This window comes from Mesorhizobium sp. WSM4310, assembly GCF_007003935.1.
Classification (GTDB): domain Bacteria; phylum Pseudomonadota; class Alphaproteobacteria; order Rhizobiales; family Rhizobiaceae; genus Mesorhizobium.
Genome location: NZ_VFTA01000009.1, coordinates 59,750 through 75,500, shown reverse-complemented (window position 1 = coordinate 75,500; position 15,751 = coordinate 59,750). Strand labels below are relative to the sequence as shown.

Annotated in this window: 18 protein-coding genes and 1 riboswitch; of the genes, 9 read left to right on the top strand and 9 right to left on the bottom strand. The window is 64.4% G+C overall.

What is annotated here, in order from left to right; all coding sequences use genetic code 11:
- Positions 1–2: 2 nt before the first annotated feature.
- Together metW and FJV80_RS12465 are read right to left on the bottom strand one after the other, a co-directional pair.
- Positions 3–620: a methionine biosynthesis protein MetW gene (metW, locus tag FJV80_RS12470; RefSeq protein WP_095788041.1), complete on the bottom strand. Its 618-nt coding sequence runs from the start codon at positions 618–620 to the stop codon at positions 3–5.
- A 58-nt stretch (positions 621–678) separates the two neighbouring features.
- A complete protein-coding gene (locus FJV80_RS12465; protein WP_095772253.1) occupies positions 679–1,848 on the bottom strand; it encodes a homoserine O-acetyltransferase in 1,170 nt (389 codons plus the stop codon).
- A gap of 106 nt (positions 1,849–1,954) precedes the next feature.
- Positions 1,955–2,032: riboswitch (SAM riboswitch) on the bottom strand.
- A 159-nt stretch (positions 2,033–2,191) separates the two neighbouring features.
- On the opposite strand from FJV80_RS12465, the gene hisC reads away from it, so the two are divergent.
- Both hisC and FJV80_RS12455 read left to right on the top strand, forming a co-directional pair.
- Positions 2,192–3,301, top strand: a complete 1,110-nt coding sequence (gene hisC / locus FJV80_RS12460; protein ID WP_095772367.1) for a histidinol-phosphate transaminase — start codon at positions 2,192–2,194, stop codon at positions 3,299–3,301.
- Between the two features lie 23 nt (positions 3,302–3,324).
- Positions 3,325–4,260 (top strand): prephenate/arogenate dehydrogenase family protein, encoded by a 936-nt coding sequence (locus FJV80_RS12455; protein WP_185975196.1) that lies wholly within the window; start codon positions 3,325–3,327, stop codon positions 4,258–4,260.
- On the opposite strand, the gene FJV80_RS12450 is transcribed toward FJV80_RS12455, so the two are convergent.
- Both FJV80_RS12450 and FJV80_RS12445 read right to left on the bottom strand, forming a co-directional pair.
- The gene (locus FJV80_RS12450) at positions 4,257–5,186 is read right to left on the bottom strand and encodes a sugar kinase (RefSeq protein ID WP_142876509.1); all 930 of its coding nucleotides are present in this window, start codon (positions 5,184–5,186) and stop codon (positions 4,257–4,259) included. The two genes, FJV80_RS12455 and FJV80_RS12450, sit on opposite strands and share 4 nt — an antisense overlap.
- A gap of 6 nt (positions 5,187–5,192) precedes the next feature.
- Positions 5,193–6,191 carry a DUF2125 domain-containing protein gene (locus FJV80_RS12445; protein WP_142876508.1) on the bottom strand — a complete coding sequence of 333 codons (999 nt, stop codon included), beginning with the start codon at positions 6,189–6,191 and terminating at the stop codon, positions 5,193–5,195.
- 153 nt (positions 6,192–6,344) lie between these two features.
- Between FJV80_RS12445 and FJV80_RS12440 the strand changes: the two genes are divergently transcribed.
- The 3 genes from FJV80_RS12440 (at position 6,345) to FJV80_RS12430 (ending at position 8,651) form a co-directional block, all read left to right on the top strand.
- On the top strand, positions 6,345–6,866 hold the full coding sequence (locus FJV80_RS12440) for a gamma-glutamylcyclotransferase (protein ID WP_095772257.1): 522 nt from the start codon (positions 6,345–6,347) through the stop codon (positions 6,864–6,866).
- A gap of 123 nt (positions 6,867–6,989) precedes the next feature.
- Positions 6,990–7,937, top strand: a complete 948-nt coding sequence (locus FJV80_RS12435) for an aldo/keto reductase (protein ID WP_142876507.1) — start codon at positions 6,990–6,992, stop codon at positions 7,935–7,937.
- Between the two features lie 87 nt (positions 7,938–8,024).
- On the top strand, positions 8,025–8,651 hold the full coding sequence (locus tag FJV80_RS12430; RefSeq protein WP_142876506.1) for a LysE family translocator: 627 nt from the start codon (positions 8,025–8,027) through the stop codon (positions 8,649–8,651).
- An 18-nt stretch (positions 8,652–8,669) separates the two neighbouring features.
- Here FJV80_RS12430 and FJV80_RS12425 read toward each other — a convergent pair whose 3' ends face one another.
- Entirely contained in the window at positions 8,670–9,458 is a 789-nt protein-coding gene (locus FJV80_RS12425; protein WP_142876505.1) for a 1-acyl-sn-glycerol-3-phosphate acyltransferase, read from the bottom strand.
- 114 nt (positions 9,459–9,572) lie between these two features.
- On the bottom strand, positions 9,573–10,475 hold the full coding sequence (locus FJV80_RS12420; protein ID WP_142876504.1) for a LysR family transcriptional regulator: 903 nt from the start codon (positions 10,473–10,475) through the stop codon (positions 9,573–9,575).
- A gap of 107 nt (positions 10,476–10,582) precedes the next feature.
- Here FJV80_RS12420 and FJV80_RS12415 point away from each other — a divergent pair, with 107 nt between their 5' ends.
- Together FJV80_RS12415 and FJV80_RS12410 are read left to right on the top strand one after the other, a co-directional pair.
- The gene (locus FJV80_RS12415; protein WP_095772261.1) at positions 10,583–11,053 is read left to right on the top strand and encodes a DUF1348 family protein; all 471 of its coding nucleotides are present in this window, start codon (positions 10,583–10,585) and stop codon (positions 11,051–11,053) included.
- An 81-nt stretch (positions 11,054–11,134) separates the two neighbouring features.
- On the top strand, positions 11,135–11,767 hold the full coding sequence (locus FJV80_RS12410) for a pyridoxamine 5'-phosphate oxidase family protein (protein ID WP_142876503.1): 633 nt from the start codon (positions 11,135–11,137) through the stop codon (positions 11,765–11,767).
- Between the two features lie 18 nt (positions 11,768–11,785).
- On the opposite strand, the gene FJV80_RS12405 is transcribed toward FJV80_RS12410, so the two are convergent.
- The 3 genes from FJV80_RS12405 to ftsE form a co-directional block, all read right to left on the bottom strand.
- The gene (locus FJV80_RS12405) at positions 11,786–12,511 is read right to left on the bottom strand and encodes a YdcF family protein (protein WP_095772263.1); all 726 of its coding nucleotides are present in this window, start codon (positions 12,509–12,511) and stop codon (positions 11,786–11,788) included.
- Between the two features lie 110 nt (positions 12,512–12,621).
- A complete protein-coding gene (locus tag FJV80_RS12400; protein WP_142876502.1) occupies positions 12,622–13,614 on the bottom strand; it encodes an ABC transporter permease in 993 nt (330 codons plus the stop codon).
- Positions 13,607–14,266: a cell division ATP-binding protein FtsE gene (ftsE, locus tag FJV80_RS12395; RefSeq protein WP_010911739.1), complete on the bottom strand. Its 660-nt coding sequence runs from the start codon at positions 14,264–14,266 to the stop codon at positions 13,607–13,609. Before ftsE ends, FJV80_RS12400 begins: the two co-directional genes overlap by 8 nt.
- A gap of 189 nt (positions 14,267–14,455) precedes the next feature.
- Here ftsE and FJV80_RS12390 point away from each other — a divergent pair, with 189 nt between their 5' ends.
- Together FJV80_RS12390 and hpt are read left to right on the top strand one after the other, a co-directional pair.
- Positions 14,456–15,097 carry a hypothetical protein gene (locus tag FJV80_RS12390; protein WP_095787882.1) on the top strand — a complete coding sequence of 214 codons (642 nt, stop codon included), beginning with the start codon at positions 14,456–14,458 and terminating at the stop codon, positions 15,095–15,097.
- Between the two features lie 22 nt (positions 15,098–15,119).
- Positions 15,120–15,662 carry a hypoxanthine phosphoribosyltransferase gene (gene hpt / locus FJV80_RS12385; RefSeq protein WP_010911737.1) on the top strand — a complete coding sequence of 181 codons (543 nt, stop codon included), beginning with the start codon at positions 15,120–15,122 and terminating at the stop codon, positions 15,660–15,662.
- The last annotated feature ends 89 nt before the right edge of the window (positions 15,663–15,751 follow it).

Below are 15,751 nucleotides of genomic sequence, written 5' to 3'. Positions count from 1 at the left end.
CGTCAGCTCCGTTTCAGCAGAAACACCGCCTGCTGGCCAAAGAAGTTCCAGAACCACCAGGGCATGGACAGGCCGATCTTCTGGCCGGCGGCGTCGAGCGCGGTCGCCTTTTCCACCGTCGCGCCAAGCTCGTCGCACAGGTTGACGAAGTCGCGGATGGTGCAGAAGTGGATATTGGGGGTGTCGTACCAGGAATAGGGCAGGTCCTGCGTCACCGGCATGCGGCCCTTGACGAACAGCGACAGACGTACCCGCCAATGGCCGAAATTGGGGAAGGAGACGATCGCCCGGTTGCCGATGCGGAGCAATTCGTCGAGCACCAGCTTCGGGTTGCGCGTCGCCTGCAAGGTCTGCGACAGGACGACGAAGTCAAAGCCCTTGTCGGGATAGAATTCGAGATCCTTGTCGGCATCGCCCTGGATGACGGAGAGGCCGCGCGCCACGCATTCGTTGACGCCGCGCTGCGACAGTTCCAGTCCGCGGCCGTCGACCTGCTTGGTGTCCTGCAGCAATTCAAGCAGCGAGCCGTCGCCCGAACCAACATCGAGCACGCGGGACTGCGGTGGGATCAGATTGGCGACGACCTCGAGGTCGACGCGCTGGCTGCCGTTGACGCTCATGATGTCGTCTCCTTTGCGGCGCATGATCCCGATCCTGAAAGGCTGCAACTTTCCGGGGTCATGCGCTTAGCCCTCTCGCCCGCGCCGCGGAGCCGATGAAGCCGTTGATGGCGGCGAACAGTTCCGGCTCGTCGAGCAGGAAGGCATCGTGGCCACGGTCGGTCTCGATCTCGACGAAGGACACGGACGCGCCGGCGGCGTTGAGCGCGTGCACGATCGAGCGGCTTTCTTCGGTCGGAAACAGCCAGTCCGATGTGAATGACACCAGGCAGAAGCGGGTCTTGGTGCCGGCAAAGGCATCCGCCAGCCGCCCGCCATGATCGGCGGCGAGGTCGAAATAGTCCATCGACCGCGTCATGTAGAGATAGGAATTGGCGTCGAAGCGGTCGACGAAAGTCATGCCCTGGTGGCGCAGATAGCTTTCGATCTGAAAATCGGCGTCGAAGCCGAACGTCAGCGCTTCGCGGTCCTGCAAGTTGCGGCCGAATTTTCGATGCAGGGCGGCTTCGGAGAGATAGGTGATGTGGGCGGCCATGCGCGCCACCGCCAGGCCTTTTTCCGGGCGCTTGCCGTGTTCGAAATATTTGCCGCCATGCCAGTCCGGATCGGCCATGACGGCCTGCCGGCCGACCTCGTGGAAGGCAATGTTCTGTGAGGAATGGCGCGCGCCGGTGGCGATCGGCAGCGCCGAAAAGACGCGCTCGGGATAGCTCGACGCCCATTCCAGCACCTGCATGCCGCCCATCGAGCCGCCGAGCACGCAGAACAGTTTCTCGATGCCGAAATGGTCGATCAGCATCTGCTGCGCCCGCACCATGTCGCGGATAGTGATGACGGGCAGGTCAAGCCCATAGGGCTTGCCGGTGGCGGGGTTGGTGGAAGCTGGCCCGGTGGAGCCCAGGCAGCCGCCGATGACGTTGGAGCAGATGACGAAGAAACGGTTGGTGTCGATGATCCTGCCGGGGCCGATCAGCACTTCCCACCAGCCCGGCTTGCCGGTCACCGGATTGGTGCTGGCGACATGCTGGTCGCCGGTCAGCGCATGGCAGACGAGGATGGCATTGGAGCGGGCATCGTTCAGCGTGCCGTAGGTCTGGTAGGCGATCTGGAACGGCGACAGCAGCGTGCCGGCGTCGAGCTTGAGCGGCTTGTCCGCCCCGAAGCGCAACACCGGGCTCGACGGCTGGTCGGCCTCGTTGTTGGTCTTTCCTGCGCGCAGAGCGGCCATTCTCGTCTCACCTATTGCATCATATCGGGCGAAAAATCGCCGCCGATGCGTCCGTCCGGCCGGCCGCGGACAATAAAAAACCGGCATTGCCATTCGCAAAGCCGGTTACGTCACGCAAACGGCCCTTTAGCGAATTGTTTAACGTGGCTGCAAGCCGACCGGCCAAATCACCACGGAACTGTTGCTGCCCTTCTAGAACTCGCCCGCCCTGCCGTCAATGCCGACATCCGGGCCGACATCTGGGCCGCTGCTGGCACCACTGCCACCCCTCGACATTATCGGCCACGGCTTGTATTTCCGCTGCGGCCTCCGGAGCGAGGCATTTTCGACGGATTTTGCAAAAATGAACCAGACACCGGATCAGGCACGTCCAACCCCGCGCGCGGGCATCATGGACATTGACGCCTATGTGCCGGGCAAGAGCGCCGCACCCGCCGGTGTCGCCAAGGTCTACAAGCTGTCGTCCAACGAGAACCCGCTTGGCCCGTCACCGAAGGCGATCGAGGCCGCGCGTGAAGTCGCCGCCAGGCTCGACATCTATCCCGACGGCACCGCCAGACGGCTGCGCGAGGCGATCGCGGAAGTGCATGGCCTCAACGCGCAGAACATCATCTGCTCCAACGGCTCAGACGAGATCCTCGGCCTGCTGGCGCAGACCTATCTGGCGCCCGGCGACGAGGCGATTTTCACCGAACACGCCTTCATGGTCTACAAGATCTACATCCAGTCGGCCGGGGCTGCGCCGATCGCGGTCAAGGAGACCGATGAGCGGGCCGACATCGATGCGATACTGGCGGCCGTCACGCCGCGCACGAAGATCGTGTTCCTTGCCAATCCCAACAATCCGACCGGCACCTATGTGCCGTTCCAGGAGGTGCGCCGCCTGCATGCCGGCCTGCCCAAACATGTGCTGCTGGTGCTCGACGCGGCCTACGCCGAATATGTCCGCCGCAACGACTATGAGGCCGGCATCGAACTGGTTGGCAGCGCCGAGAATGTGGTCATGACCCGCACCTTCTCCAAGATCGGCCTCGGTGGCGCGCGGATCGGCTGGATGTATGCGCCCATGCACATCGTCGACGCCATCAATCGCGTCCGCGGTCCCTTCAACGTCAATGCGACGGCGATCGAGGCCGGCATCGCGGCAATCCGCGACCGCGCCCATGTCGAGCGCAGCGTGGCGCATAACGAGACCTGGCTGACCTGGCTGAGCCAGGAGATGACCGGGCTCGGGCTGCGGGTGACGCCCAGCGTCGGCAATTTCCTGCTCATTCACTTTCCCGACGATCAGAAGCATTCGGCGGCCGCGGCGGACGACTATCTGACCGCGCGTGGGTATATATTGCGGCGCGTTTCCGGCTACGGCTTCCCCAACGCGCTGCGCATGACCGTCGGCACGGAAGAGGCCAATCGCGGCGTTGTCGCCGCGCTCACGACATTCCTGAAAAGCTAGAACGCCCGAAAAGCAGGAACACCATGACATCACCGATGTTTGAAAAGATCGCGCTGGTCGGCATCGGCCTGATCGGCTCGTCGCTGGCCCGCGTCATCCGACGCGAGGGCCTTGCCGGCCACGTTGCCATCTCGACCCGCAGTGCCGCGACGCTGAAGCGGGCGGAGGAACTTGGGCTGGGCGATTCCTACACGACGGATGCGAAGGAAGCGGTCCGCGATGCCGACCTGGTCATCGTCTCGGTGCCGGTCGGCTCGTCCGGCGCGGTGGCTGAGGAGATCGCGCCGGCGCTGAAGAAGGGCGCCATCCTCACCGATGTCGGCTCGACCAAGGCCTCGGTCATCGCGCAGATGCAGCCGCATGTGCCCGATGGCGTTCATTTCATTCCCGGCCATCCGCTGGCGGGCACGGAAAAATCCGGACCGGATGCCGGTTTCGCCGATCTGTTCGACAATCGCTGGTGCATCTTCACGCCGCTACCGGGCACCGATCCGGACGCGCTCGAAAGGCTGTCGGAATTCTGGCGCCGTTGCGGCGCCAACATCGACACGATGGATCCCCAGCATCACGACATGACGCTGGCCATCGTCTCGCATCTGCCGCACATCATCGCCTACAACATCGTCGGCACCGCCGACGATCTGGAATCGGTGACCAAGACGGAAGTCATCAAATATTCGGCCTCCGGCTTTCGCGACTTCACGCGTCTGGCCGCCTCCGACCCGACCATGTGGCGGGACGTCTGCCTGCACAACAAGGATGCGATCCTGGAAATGCTGGCGCGGTTCTCGGAAGATCTGGCGTTCCTACAGCGGGCGATCCGCTGGGGCGATGGCGATAAATTGTTCGACCTGTTCACCCGCACCCGCGCCGTGCGCCGCTCGATCATCGAGGCTGGCCAGGATATCGACGTGCCCGATTTCGGCCGCCAGGCGGTGGAGCATCCGTCGAAGAACTAGGCTGTTTCGGGCCAGGTCGCCGTGACCATGGCCAGCGTCTCGGCCCGATCCGGCGCGCCGAGCCTGCCGCCAAAGCGCAGGCATTTGAGCGCGGCGGCGGCACTTGCAAAGCGCAAGGCCTGCTCGACCGGCATGGCCTCCGCCAATCCGACGGCAAAGGCGCCGTGAAAGACGTCTCCGGCGGCGAGCGTGTCGACCGCCTTGATCCTTGGCGCCGCGACATGGCGGGATAATCCCGCCGCGCGATCGAACCACCAGGTGCCTGCCGCGCCGCCGGTGACGGCGACGAACGCATCGGTGCGGGAAGCCATTTCGGTGCAAGCGCTCGCCAGATCCAGCGCCTGGCCGCAGATGATGCGGACGGCGGGCTCCGAGGCGACGATGTGCGAGGCCAGCGGCAACAGCTGCTCCAGCACCGCCAGCGGCGCCGTATCGGCATCGAGGATTGCCGGCCGACCGGCCGCGCGCGCCGCCTCGAGGGCAAGTGTCGCTGCACCGGGCCACCGCACGTCCACCAGCACGGCATCGAATGCCGTGATGTCGGCGAAAGGCAATGCCCCGGGGTCGGCCTGGGCCAGGCTGTCATAGAAAGGCACGATGATGCGCTCGCCATGCGCGTCGACCAGGATCGAGGCTAATGCCGAGCGGGCGCCGCTGACGCGGCGGACATAGCTGCAGTCGAAACCCTCGGCCTCGATCCCGGCGATCAGCTGATCGCCGACCGGATCGTCGCCGGCGCTCGCCCACAGCGACACCTCGGCGCCCAGCCGATGCGCGGCGCAGGCAGCGCTGGTGGCCATGCCCGAGGCGATCTGCACGCCATCGGCGGCGATGAACTTTCCCTGATGCGTGGGCAGCGTCTCGACACGCAGGATGGTGTCCAGCGTCAGCGCGCCGACACTGAGGAGCCTCGGGGGTCCCGGCATGGCGCGCTATTGCACCGGCTTGATCTTGCCGAGCGGGATGAAGCCGAGCGAGGCCTTGCCCTTGACCACTTTCAGCGGCATCGACGGTTCGCTGCCGAGCATGGCAAGCGCGGCAAAACCCTGTTCGATCGCATTCTTCTGCTCGGGTATGGCACCGGCCAGAATGGCCGCCACGGCCTTCGGATCCTTGATCCTGATCATCAGATCTGCGTCGACCAGGCCTTCGGCGTCGACCGACAGCGGCCCGGAAACAGTGACTCGCGCCGTGCCTGACGACAAATCGAGGTTGCGGATCTCGACCCTTTGGCCGCGAAGGCTCTTCACCTGCGTTCCGATCAGCGCGACGCCATTCTTCAGCGTGGCGTCGCCGCTGGCATCGAGCGCCGGCAGCACGCGGCCGCCGATCGCATCCGGGTCGATTTCCAGATCGGTGAAGCTGCCGACATAATCGACGTCCTGACCGTTCGGCTGCAGCTGGCCGGCCGCCCTGCCGGCGCTGAACAGTTCCACCGGATCGGTGTCGTCGGCTGGATCGGTCTGGCCCGACAGGCCTTCCGCTTGCAGCGCGATGCGCTGCGGCAGCGGCCATGACAGTTTGACCTTTGCCTGCAGATTGTCCCAGTCGATCCACAGCGGCACCATGCCGGGGACGGAGGTCCTGAGCGGACCGCGCAGATCGGCGACCGGCGACAAGGGCTGGATGATTTGGGCGACGGCATTGAAGGAGCCGGCCGAGGCCGCGATGTTCTTGGCATCGTCCTCATACGCCAGATTGTCGCAAGAGACGGTAAAGCTCAGGGGATAGCCGCTGACCTGGAGATTGGCGCAGCCGGCTTCGATGCCGCTCTTGTTGAGCGTGGTGACCGCCTTGTCGGCCTCGGTCCTGACCCTGTTGGCCAGATAGAACCAGCCGCCGCTGTAGATGGCGAACAGCACAACGATGAACGCCGCAAGCCAGAACAGGCCGCGGCGGGACTTTGGTTGGCGTTCGTCACTTGACGTCATGCTTTGGCTCTCATTAACCCACGGTGTTGGTGGACGGACCTTCGATTCCGACAACACTTGGTAGACATTGACGAATAGGTAGCCGGGGACGGACGGAAAAACACCGGATTCCGGTGCGGTGTGGCCATTCTTTTTGCAATCAGGCACGGCGATATGGGCGATTTTTGGGTGTTTGGCTACGGTTCGCTGATCTGGCGGCCGGGTTTCGCACATGTCGAGACGCGGCGCGCCCATTTGCACGGCTATCGCCGCTCGCTGTGTGTCTATTCCTTCGTGCACCGTGGCACGCGTGAGCGGCCCGGGCTGGTGCTTGGCCTCGACCATGGCGGCTCCTGCGTCGGCCTGGCTTTCCGCGTGCCTGGACAATTACGCGACGAGGTGATCGCCTATCTGCGTGAGCGCGAACTCGTCACCAGCGTCTATCTCGAGCGCACGCTCAAGGTCCGCCTCGACGGCGGCGGCACGGTCGAAGCGGTCGCCTACATCGTCGACCGCAAGCATGAGCAATATGCCGGCGCGCTGGATGCCGCGCATGCGGCGGCGGTGGTGCGCGGCGCCGCCGGCCAATCCGGCAACAACGAGGATTATGTGCTCAGCACGCTGAAGCATCTGGAGGCACTGGGTATCCGCGACCACTGGCTGGAGGATGTGGCACGGGGGATAGCGCCATCGTGAAGCACTGGCTCTGCTCAAATAGGCGGTCAGGCCTTTGACCTCGACGCGGGACGACCTAGCTTAGGCTCCGAACCCAGCCAGCGGGGGGCATGCGCCCCAACCCAATCATCACGGAGAACCATCTTGCAGAAACGCCGTCTCGGTCGCACCGACCTTTCCATCGCGCCGCTGGTTCTGGGCGGCAACGTCTTCGGCTGGACCGCCGACGAGAAAACCTCCTTCGACCTGCTCGACCGCTTCGTCGCGGGCGGACTGAACGCCATCGATACGGCCGACGCCTATTCACGCTGGGTGCCCGGCAACACGGGCGGCGAATCGGAAACCATCATCGGCAACTGGATGAAGGACCGTGGCAACCGGGACAAGGTCGTGGTGATCACCAAGGTCGGCTCGGATATGGGGCAGGGGCACAAGGACCTCTCCGCCGCCTATATCGAAAAGGCCGTCGAGGCCTCGCTGAAGCGACTGCGGACCGATGTCATCGACCTCTATCTGTCGCACTGGCCGGACCCGGCCACGCCCTATGAGGAGACGCTTGGCGCCTATGAGAAGCTGCTTGCCAAGGGCAAGGTCCGCCATATCGGCTGCTCGAACCTTGACGCCGGCCAATTGCGCGCCGCGCTCGATGTGGCGAGCCTGCGCAGCTTGCCGCGCTATGAGGTGCTGCAGCCGGAATACAATCTCTACGACCGCTCCTCCTTCGATGGGCCGTTGCGCGATCTGTGCGTGGCCGAGGATATCGGCGTCATCACCTATTTCAGCCTGGCCAAGGGTTTCCTGAGCGGCAAATACCGCAGCGAGGCCGATCTCGGCCAAAGCGAACGCGGCGGGGGCGTCGGCAGTTATCTCAATGCGCGCGGCATGCGCATTCTGGCCGCTCTGGATGCCATATCCGCCAAGCATTCGGCGAAACAGGCGGAAGTCGCTCTTGCCTGGGCGATCGCGCGGCCAGGTGTCACGGCACCGATCGCCAGCGCCACCAAGCCCAGCCAGATGGACAGCCTGATCAAGGCGGCGTCGTTGAAATTGACCGCCGACGACATGGCCGAGCTCGACAAAGCGAGCGACTGAGGCTTCGGCCGCCCCACGCACGAACGTCCAAGACCACGCTCCCGTCTTGCCATAGCGTCCTTCGCCATTGGCAAGACAGAGGGTGCGATGACCGAGCCGCTTCTTTCGCAGCCGCAGCTTTGGCGGCCTCTGCTCGCCCTGGTGCTGGCCGCCACGGTGGTCATGGGCAGTCCAGGGCCGGCAACGATAAGCGTCACCGCTGTTGGCGCCGCCTTCGGTCTGCGCGATTCTGTGCGCTACACGTTGGGGATCGTTCTCGGCACGGTCGCCGTGCTGCTGGTCGTGGCGACCGGGATCATGGCGGTGCTTGGCTCGATGCCGAAGCTGGCGCCGGTGCTGGTTGTCGCCTCGGCAGCCTATATCCTCTATCTCGCGTTCAGGATCGCCACGGCGCCGCCGCGGGCGGCGCGCACGGCCGACGCTGCGCGCCCGACCTGGCTGGCCGGGTTCCTGCTGGCTGTCGCCAACCCGAAAGCCTATGTGGCGATCGCCGCCGTGTTCGCCGGCGCCTCGTCGAGCCAGGACGGCGCGGAACTCGGCCTATGGCTGAAGCTGGCGGTTCTGGCGGCGATGATCGTTGTCATCCATGCCGTGTGGCTGCTTGCCGGTGCGGCGTTCGCGCGCTTCCTGCGCAGGCCTATCGCTTCGCGGATCATCAATCTGATCTTTGCCGCGACGCTGGTGCTGACCACGCTGCTGGCCGTCTACGGCTGATCGCCTGGCTGGAGGCGTTCAGGCCTTCGCGCCGAGCTCCCGCAGCCGCTTCAACGCCGTCGGCGGGAAGGCGGGCGGGTTGGGGGCGCGCGATGCCTCGATGAGGAGCTGGTCGCAAGCCGCTTCCGTCTCGCCGATCAGCCTCGCCATGAACTCGTCCTTGCCGAGGCCCGGTGGGATCGGCGGCAGAAAACGCGCCTTGATGGTGCCGGGATAACGCAGGAATTTGCGGCGCGGCCAATAGAGGCCGGCGACATGGGCCACAGGCACCACTGGCACGCCCAACTGCGCGTAGATTTCGACGATGCCGTATTTGTAGGCCGGCTCGTCGCCCGGCGCCCGGCGCGTGCCCTCGGGATAGATGATCAGCTGGCGCGGGTTGCGCGCCATCTCTTCCTTGGTCGCCGCGACCACTGCCTTCAAGGCTTTTGAGCGGCTGCCGCGATCGACCGGGATCATGCGCATCTTCATGATGTACCAGCCGAAGAACGGGATCCAGGTCAGCTCGCGCTTGAGGATGTAGAGCGGGTCCTTGAGAAAGGGGAAGAAGGCGATTGCATCCCAGAACGACTGGTGCTTGGGGGCCAGGATGAAGGACCCCTCCGGCAGGTTTTCCTGCCCGGTGATGTAGCTTTTGGTGCCGGCGATCTTGTCATAGAGCCACATGCAGGTGCGTGACCAGAATTTCGGCACGAACCAGGCGCGGTGGCGGGGCGACAGGAAATAATAAGGGGTCCAGAGGATCATCTGGACGATCAGATTGACGTAGAAGGCGAAATTGAACGCCAGCGATCTGACATGGAGCATGGGGGAGGTCCGGTGAGGAAGTGTGCGTTGGTTACACCAAGCGCGGGGAAAAAGGAAATGGCGCAGCAGTGTCCCGGCCGATGCTGAAGCATGGCTCACGCCAGCGCAGGCACGCTACTCCAATCGCGCCAGCCGCTCCTTCAGACGCGGTGCGGCAAAGTCGAGGAAGGCGCGCAGCTTGACCGGCAGCAGGCCGTGGCCCGCATGCACCAGGCTCACCGGCCACGGTTCCGGCTCGAACTCTTGCAGCAGGATGCGCAGCTTGCCGGACCGCACGGCGGCATCCACCTGATAGGAAAGCACTTTCGTCGGCCCGACGCCGGCAACCGCGGCATCGATCGCCGCCTCGGCGGTGTTGACCTGAAGGCGCGAGCGGACCTGCACCGTGACGTCCGTCTTGCCTCTGGCGAAGCTCCAAGGGGCGGCGGAGGAAAGTCCCTCGAAGGTGATGCAACTGTGGGTGCCGAGATCTTCCGGGGTCGTGGGCGTGCCGTGTTCGGCCAGATAGGCCGGGCTGGCGCAGACAACGCGGCGAATCGAGCCGACCCCAATGGCGATCAGGCTCGAATCCGGCAACTGGCCGATGCGCAGCGCGAGGTCGAAATGGTCCTCGACCAGGCGGGTTATGCGGTCCGCCAGGGTCAGGCGGATATCCACGTCGGGATAGGCCGAGAGAAAGCCGGTGACCACCGGCAACAAATGGAGACGGCCAAACACGACCGGCGCGGTGATGGCCAGTTCACCGGTCGGAGCGCTGTACTCGCCGGCCGCGCCGCGTTCAGCCTCGCCAACGTCATCAAGGATGCGGCGGCAGGCCGCAAGATAGGCTTCGCCGGCATCGGTCGGCGTCAGCCGGCGCGTCGAACGGTTCAGGAGCCGGGTGTTGAGATGGCGCTCAAGATCGGAAACCTTGCGGCTGACGGTCGCCAGGGGAATGCCGAAACGGCGGGCCGCGGCGGAAAGGCTGCCGGCCTCCACCGCCGCGACGAAGAGCGACATGGCTTCGAGACGATCCACAACTTCTTCCAGAAAATGGAAGGAACGGTTGCAAATATGCCATCTCCATTTCAGGAATGGAAGGGGCTATATGTCAGTTCGCAGCAGAGCCGCGCCATGGAGTTCTCATGTCTGAAAGTCGCCCACCCCTTCCGCCGTTCAACGCCGAGACCGCCGCGCAAAAGGCCCGCATGGCCGAGGATGCGTGGAATTCGCGCGATCCGGCACGGGTGGCGCTCGCCTATACGATCGACAGCCGCTGGCGCAACCGCGCCGAATTCCTGCAGGGCCGCGATGCCATCCAGGCTTTCCTGACGCGCAAATGGAGCCGCGAACTCGACTACCGGCTGATCAAGGAGATCTGGGCCTTCCACGGCAACCGCATCGCCGTGCGCTTCGCCTATGAATGGCACGACGACAGCGGCTCCTGGTTCCGCAGCTATGGCAATGAGAACTGGGAGTTCGACGAGCACGGGCTGATGCGTCTGCGCATCGCCAGCATCAACGACCTGGCGATCAGCGAGGCTGATCGCAAGTACCATTGGCCGTTGGGGCGTCGCCCGGACGACCATCCGACTTTGTCGGCGCTCGGGCTTTAGAGCAGTTCCAGGAAAAGTGTGAAGCGGTTTTCCGTCCGGAATTGCGTCGGCTAGAAGCCGGTTTCAGGCAAGGAGGTTTCGATGGACGCGCATGCTTTCACCAGCGATGTCGCCTTCACGCCGACCGTCAAGGCGATCCAGGCGCGCAAGGGTTCGCGCCAGTCCTACGCCCGCGTCGAGGAGCGTGGTGGCTGGCAGGCTGTCATCACGCCGGACCTTGCCGCCTTCATCGAGATGCAGACCAGCGTCTTCCTGTCGACGGCCAATGGCGATGGCCAGCCCTACATCCAGCATCGCGGCGGCCCGGCCGGCTTTCTCAAGGTGCTGGACGAAAAGACGATCGGCTTCGCGGATTTTTCCGGCAACAGGCAGTTCATCACGCAAGGCAATCTGGCGGACAATCCACGCGCCTTCCTGTTCCTGATCGATTACATGCTGCGCCAGCGCATCAAGATCTGGGGCACGGCGCGCGTCGTCGAGAACGATGCCGAGCTGATGGCGAGGCTGATGCCGCAGGATTACAAGGCACGTCCCGAGCAGATCATCCTGTTCACCGTCTCGGCCTGGGATGCCAATTGCCCGCAACACATCCCGCAGCGCTTCGAAGCGGCTGATGTGGCGGCAGCGCTTGGGGAGCGGGACAGGCGCATTCAACAGCTCGAGCAGGAGGTCAGCCGCCTGAAGGCCGTGTCGAAGGGGACAGACAAGGAATGATGATGGAACGCCGGGGGCTCAGCCGCCGGCCGCGGTCTCGGCCAGCGCAATGCCGTCCGGGGTCGGTTTCACCGGCACGATGCCGCGCGCCAGCGCCAGCAGGTATTTGGTGTATTCGGTGAACAGCACGCGCAACGCCCGCGGCTTGGTCAGCCAGCCGCCATTGTCGAGATTGGAATTGACCACTGGATAGGGTTCCAGCTTGGCGCCATGCAGCAGGCGGCCCATTTCCAGCAGGCTGCGCGGCATGTGGTAATTGTTGGTGACCAGGATCACCGTGCCATAGGCGTGGCTCTCGACCCATTTGGCGCTTTCCTCGGCATTGCCGATCGTATCCAACGCGGCACGGTCGATGTCGACGCAGCAGGAAAACAGGTTCTTGTCGCCGCCGGTGGCTGCCTGGAGCTGGCGCCGGCTGGCGGACGGATGCACGCCGCTGATCAACAGCCGCTCGCCCTTGCCGGATGCCAGCAGATCCATCGCCGCGTCAAGGCGCGACTGGCCGCCGGTCAGCACGATGATGGCATCGGCCTTGGCCGGATTGGCTGGCGTGGTGAGATGGGCGACCTTGTTGGCGAACCAGCCGAAGCCGCCGGCAAACAGGGTTGCGAAAATGAGGAGGGAGAGCGCGGATATCCGCACTGCGGTCTTTAAACGGCTAATCCCGCTATGGTCGCGCAGACGCGCAACCACCACTGGCATCTGTCCAACCGTCCCGGTCGAATCCCGCACGTCCATGGCCATATGGTTAATCCTGAAATGCGGCCTTGGGTAGGTAAAAGACGCACTTTGCGTTACGTCGTTTCTCCATCCGTGATCATCCTGCTTCGATTTCCGCCAGAGCAAGTTGCCTTTCATGCGTCGGGTTGGCGAACATCGATGTCGCTGAGATAGGCGACGACGGTGGCATGCGAGGTTGCCGCCGTCAGCGCGCCGATCACCAGCACCATGAGGACGACGCCGAGATAGCCCGCCGACCCAATGGCGAAATTGCCGAACAGGGCAGTCGCCTGGTCGGCCTGCGGCGTCGCCATATTGCGTGACGACCACCAGGAAAAGACGATGAAAACCAGCACCGCCGCAGCACCTCCGGCGGCCGCGCCCTTCATGCCGGTGACCAGGAAATGCCGGCGGAATTCGCGCGCGATGAAGGCGGCCTCGGCGCCGACGAAATGCAGCACCTCGATGATGTGGCCATTGCCGGCCATGGCGCCGCGGGTCGCGAACACCACGGTCAGCAGCGTCGCCGACAGCATCAGCGCCAGCACGGCAATGCCGATGGTCACCGTGGTGCGGGCCATGGCCACCAGCCGGTCGACCCAGGTGCGGTGATCGTCGAGCGACGCGCTCGGCAGTTTCGGCGTGATGGCGGCGCGCATGGCGGCGAAGTCGGGCGGGTTGTTCTCATCGATGGTGACGATGATCAGGCGCGGCACCGGCAGCTCGTCGATGTTGAGGCCCGAACCAAGCCATGGCTCCAGCAGCCTGGCGGTCGCATCGCGGTCGATGATCCTTGTCGACTTCACGCCGGGGAATTCGCCCGCGATCTGCGAGGCCTGGGCAAGGGCGGCCTCCATGTCGAGGCCGTCGGCCGGCTTGATCTGGATCGTCGCCTCGCGCGAGATCTGGTTCTCCCAGACCGAGGCGGTGTCGCGCACCAGCGTCACCGCGCCGAAGGTCAGGCAGGACAGGAAGGTCATGATGGCGATGACCAGGACGAGCGCCCGGCCGGCGATGTTCTGCGCCGGGACGATCGGCGCCATTCGGCGCTGGGCGCGCGGTCTTGCTTCAGCCGCCTCGGCTTCCAGCTCATGCTCTTCGAGGCGTTCGGCGGACAGATCAGTCATAGATGTCCAGCCTTCCGCCGGCCAGGATCATGCGGCGCGCATCGACCTGTTCCATCAGGCCAAGGTCATGGGTGGCGATCACCACGGCGGTGCCGAGACGATTGAGCTCGATGAAGAGCCGCAGCAGCCGCCGCGCCAGCGGCGGATCGACGTTGCCGGTCGGTTCGTCCGCGAGCAGGATCTCGGGCTGCTCGATCAGGGCGCGCGCGATGGCGGCGCGCTGCTTCTCGCCGCCCGACAGGACCGGCGGCAGCACATGCATGCGCTCGCCCAGCCCCACCCATTTCAGCAGCTCCGTGACATCGGTGCGGTAGCTTGCTTCCTCGCGCCCGCGCACGCGCAGCGGCAGCGCGACATTCTCATAGGTGGTCATGTGGTCGAGCAGGCGAAAATCCTGGAACACCACGCCGATGCGGCGCCGCAGATGCGGCAGTTCGGTGCGCGAAATGCGCGAACGGTCCTTGCCGAAAATGGTGATCAGCCCGCGCGTCGGCTTCAGCGACATGAACAGAAGCCGCAGCAACGTCGTCTTGCCGGCGCCCGAGGGTCCGCTCAGGAACTGGAAGGAGCGCTCCGGGATGTGCAGGGAGATGTCGCGGAGGATTTCCGGACCCATGCCATAGCGGAGGCCGACATTTTCGAAGCGAATCAATTTCGACGACCTGAAATTCCTGGCAGTGCTGAGCCTGCCTGTTCTGCGAAAAGACCATCGGCCGGCATGGTTAACCGGCGGTTAATTTCTGGCTTGTTTCGGCGCGTCACGAGGGCTCCGGTGGGGAAGCGTTAACCATTTTTGTTTAGGCAAAAGAAACGAAAAGCGAACACGCGCAATAACGGGGCCATGATGGCTGACGAACGAACCGCGCGCCCGGTTTCCGGCGAAATCATGACCGATCCTCCGGCAATCGTCGCGGCGGAGCGGATCGTGCGCGGCCCGGCGGCTGATATCGTCGATGCCGACTATGAAGTGATGCCGCGCTTTGTCCCCGCCGTGGAAAGCGTTTCACCGCCGCGCCTGATTGCCACGCCGTCCATCGAGGGCATGGACATGCTGCGCAAGCCGGAAGCGCCGGCGGAACGGCCGCCGGCCGCGCGCGGCGGGCCGATCTTCTGGATCGCCGGCGTCGGTGCCGCCTTGGCCGCTTTCTGGGTCTCCGGCGGACATGCGCTGGTGCGCCAGGCGCCGTTCCTGACCGGCGCGCAAGCCTCGGCGCTGACCATTTCAGGCGTCACCTCGCGTGTCGACGCCTCGGGCGCCAATCCGGTGCTGTTCGTCGATGGCGAGGCCGCCAATGACGGGGCGGGGCCCGCGACAATGCCGTCGCTCGAAATCCGCGTGACGGGCAATGATGGGCGCGTAACCCGCTATACGTTGGGGACATCCGGCCATTCGCTGGCATCGGGCGAAAGATTCGGCTTTGCCAGCCGGCTCGACGTGCCTAAGAACGGCGTAAGGACCGTTTTGGTTACTTTCGCTGAGTAGGCGATCACCGGGGAAGACGACAATGCCCATCGTACGCGACAAGGACATCGAAGTCCTGTTTTCGGCGTCGGCGATCGCGCGGCGCAATCTCGAACTCGCCAAGGAGATCGCCGGGCACGACTATCATGATCTCCTGGTGATTTCGGTGCTGAAGGGCTCGTTCATCTTCGCCGCCGACCTGATCCGCGCCATGCACGATGTCGGCCTGTCGCCGGAGGTCGAGTTCATCTTCATTTCCAGCTATGGCGCCGGCACCACCAGCGGCGAGGTGAGGGTGCTGCGCGACATCGACAATGAGGTCGCCGGCCGCGACGTGCTGCTGATCGACGACATTCTGGAATCGGGCAAGACACTGACCTTCACCCGCGACCTGATGCTGTCGCGCGGCGCGAAAAGCTGTTCCATCGCCGTGCTGCTCGACAAGCGCATGCGCCGCCAGACCGCGCTCGTCGCCGACTATGTCGGCTTCGACTGCCCCGATTATTTCGTCGTCGGTTACGGCATGGATGTCGCGCACGCCTTCCGTGAATTGCCGTTCGTGGGTGTTGTGAAAGGCGATGCGTGAGGCCACTGCCTTGCGCCGACAAGTTCTGAAAAAGGCCTTAACGGCGCCGGAAAAATTAGCCCGGTCGGAGGCTGGGCGCTTTCAGGAAA

Bases quoted from the DNA above. Each gene is read 5' to 3' on its own strand.
- metW (WP_095788041.1), bottom strand. From the start codon at position 620: ATGAGCGTCAACGGCAGCCAGCGCGTCGACCTCGAGGTCGTCGCCAAT.
- FJV80_RS12465 (WP_095772253.1), bottom strand. From the start codon at position 1,848: ATGGCCGCTCTGCGCGCAGGAAAGACCAACAACGAGGCCGACCAGCCG.
- hisC (WP_095772367.1), top strand. From the start codon at position 2,192: ATGAACCAGACACCGGATCAGGCACGTCCAACCCCGCGCGCGGGCATC.
- FJV80_RS12455 (WP_185975196.1), top strand. From the start codon at position 3,325: ATGACATCACCGATGTTTGAAAAGATCGCGCTGGTCGGCATCGGCCTG.
- FJV80_RS12450 (WP_142876509.1), bottom strand. From the start codon at position 5,186: ATGCCGGGACCCCCGAGGCTCCTCAGTGTCGGCGCGCTGACGCTGGAC.
- FJV80_RS12445 (WP_142876508.1), bottom strand. From the start codon at position 6,191: ATGACGTCAAGTGACGAACGCCAACCAAAGTCCCGCCGCGGCCTGTTC.
- FJV80_RS12440 (WP_095772257.1), top strand. From the start codon at position 6,345: ATGGGCGATTTTTGGGTGTTTGGCTACGGTTCGCTGATCTGGCGGCCG.
- FJV80_RS12430 (WP_142876506.1), top strand. From the start codon at position 8,025: ATGACCGAGCCGCTTCTTTCGCAGCCGCAGCTTTGGCGGCCTCTGCTC.
- FJV80_RS12425 (WP_142876505.1), bottom strand. From the start codon at position 9,458: ATGCTCCATGTCAGATCGCTGGCGTTCAATTTCGCCTTCTACGTCAAT.
- FJV80_RS12415 (WP_095772261.1), top strand. From the start codon at position 10,583: ATGTCTGAAAGTCGCCCACCCCTTCCGCCGTTCAACGCCGAGACCGCC.
- FJV80_RS12410 (WP_142876503.1), top strand. From the start codon at position 11,135: ATGGACGCGCATGCTTTCACCAGCGATGTCGCCTTCACGCCGACCGTC.
- FJV80_RS12405 (WP_095772263.1), bottom strand. From the start codon at position 12,511: ATGGCCATGGACGTGCGGGATTCGACCGGGACGGTTGGACAGATGCCA.
- FJV80_RS12400 (WP_142876502.1), bottom strand. From the start codon at position 13,614: ATGACTGATCTGTCCGCCGAACGCCTCGAAGAGCATGAGCTGGAAGCC.
- FJV80_RS12390 (WP_095787882.1), top strand. From the start codon at position 14,456: ATGATGGCTGACGAACGAACCGCGCGCCCGGTTTCCGGCGAAATCATG.
- hpt (WP_010911737.1), top strand. From the start codon at position 15,120: ATGCCCATCGTACGCGACAAGGACATCGAAGTCCTGTTTTCGGCGTCG.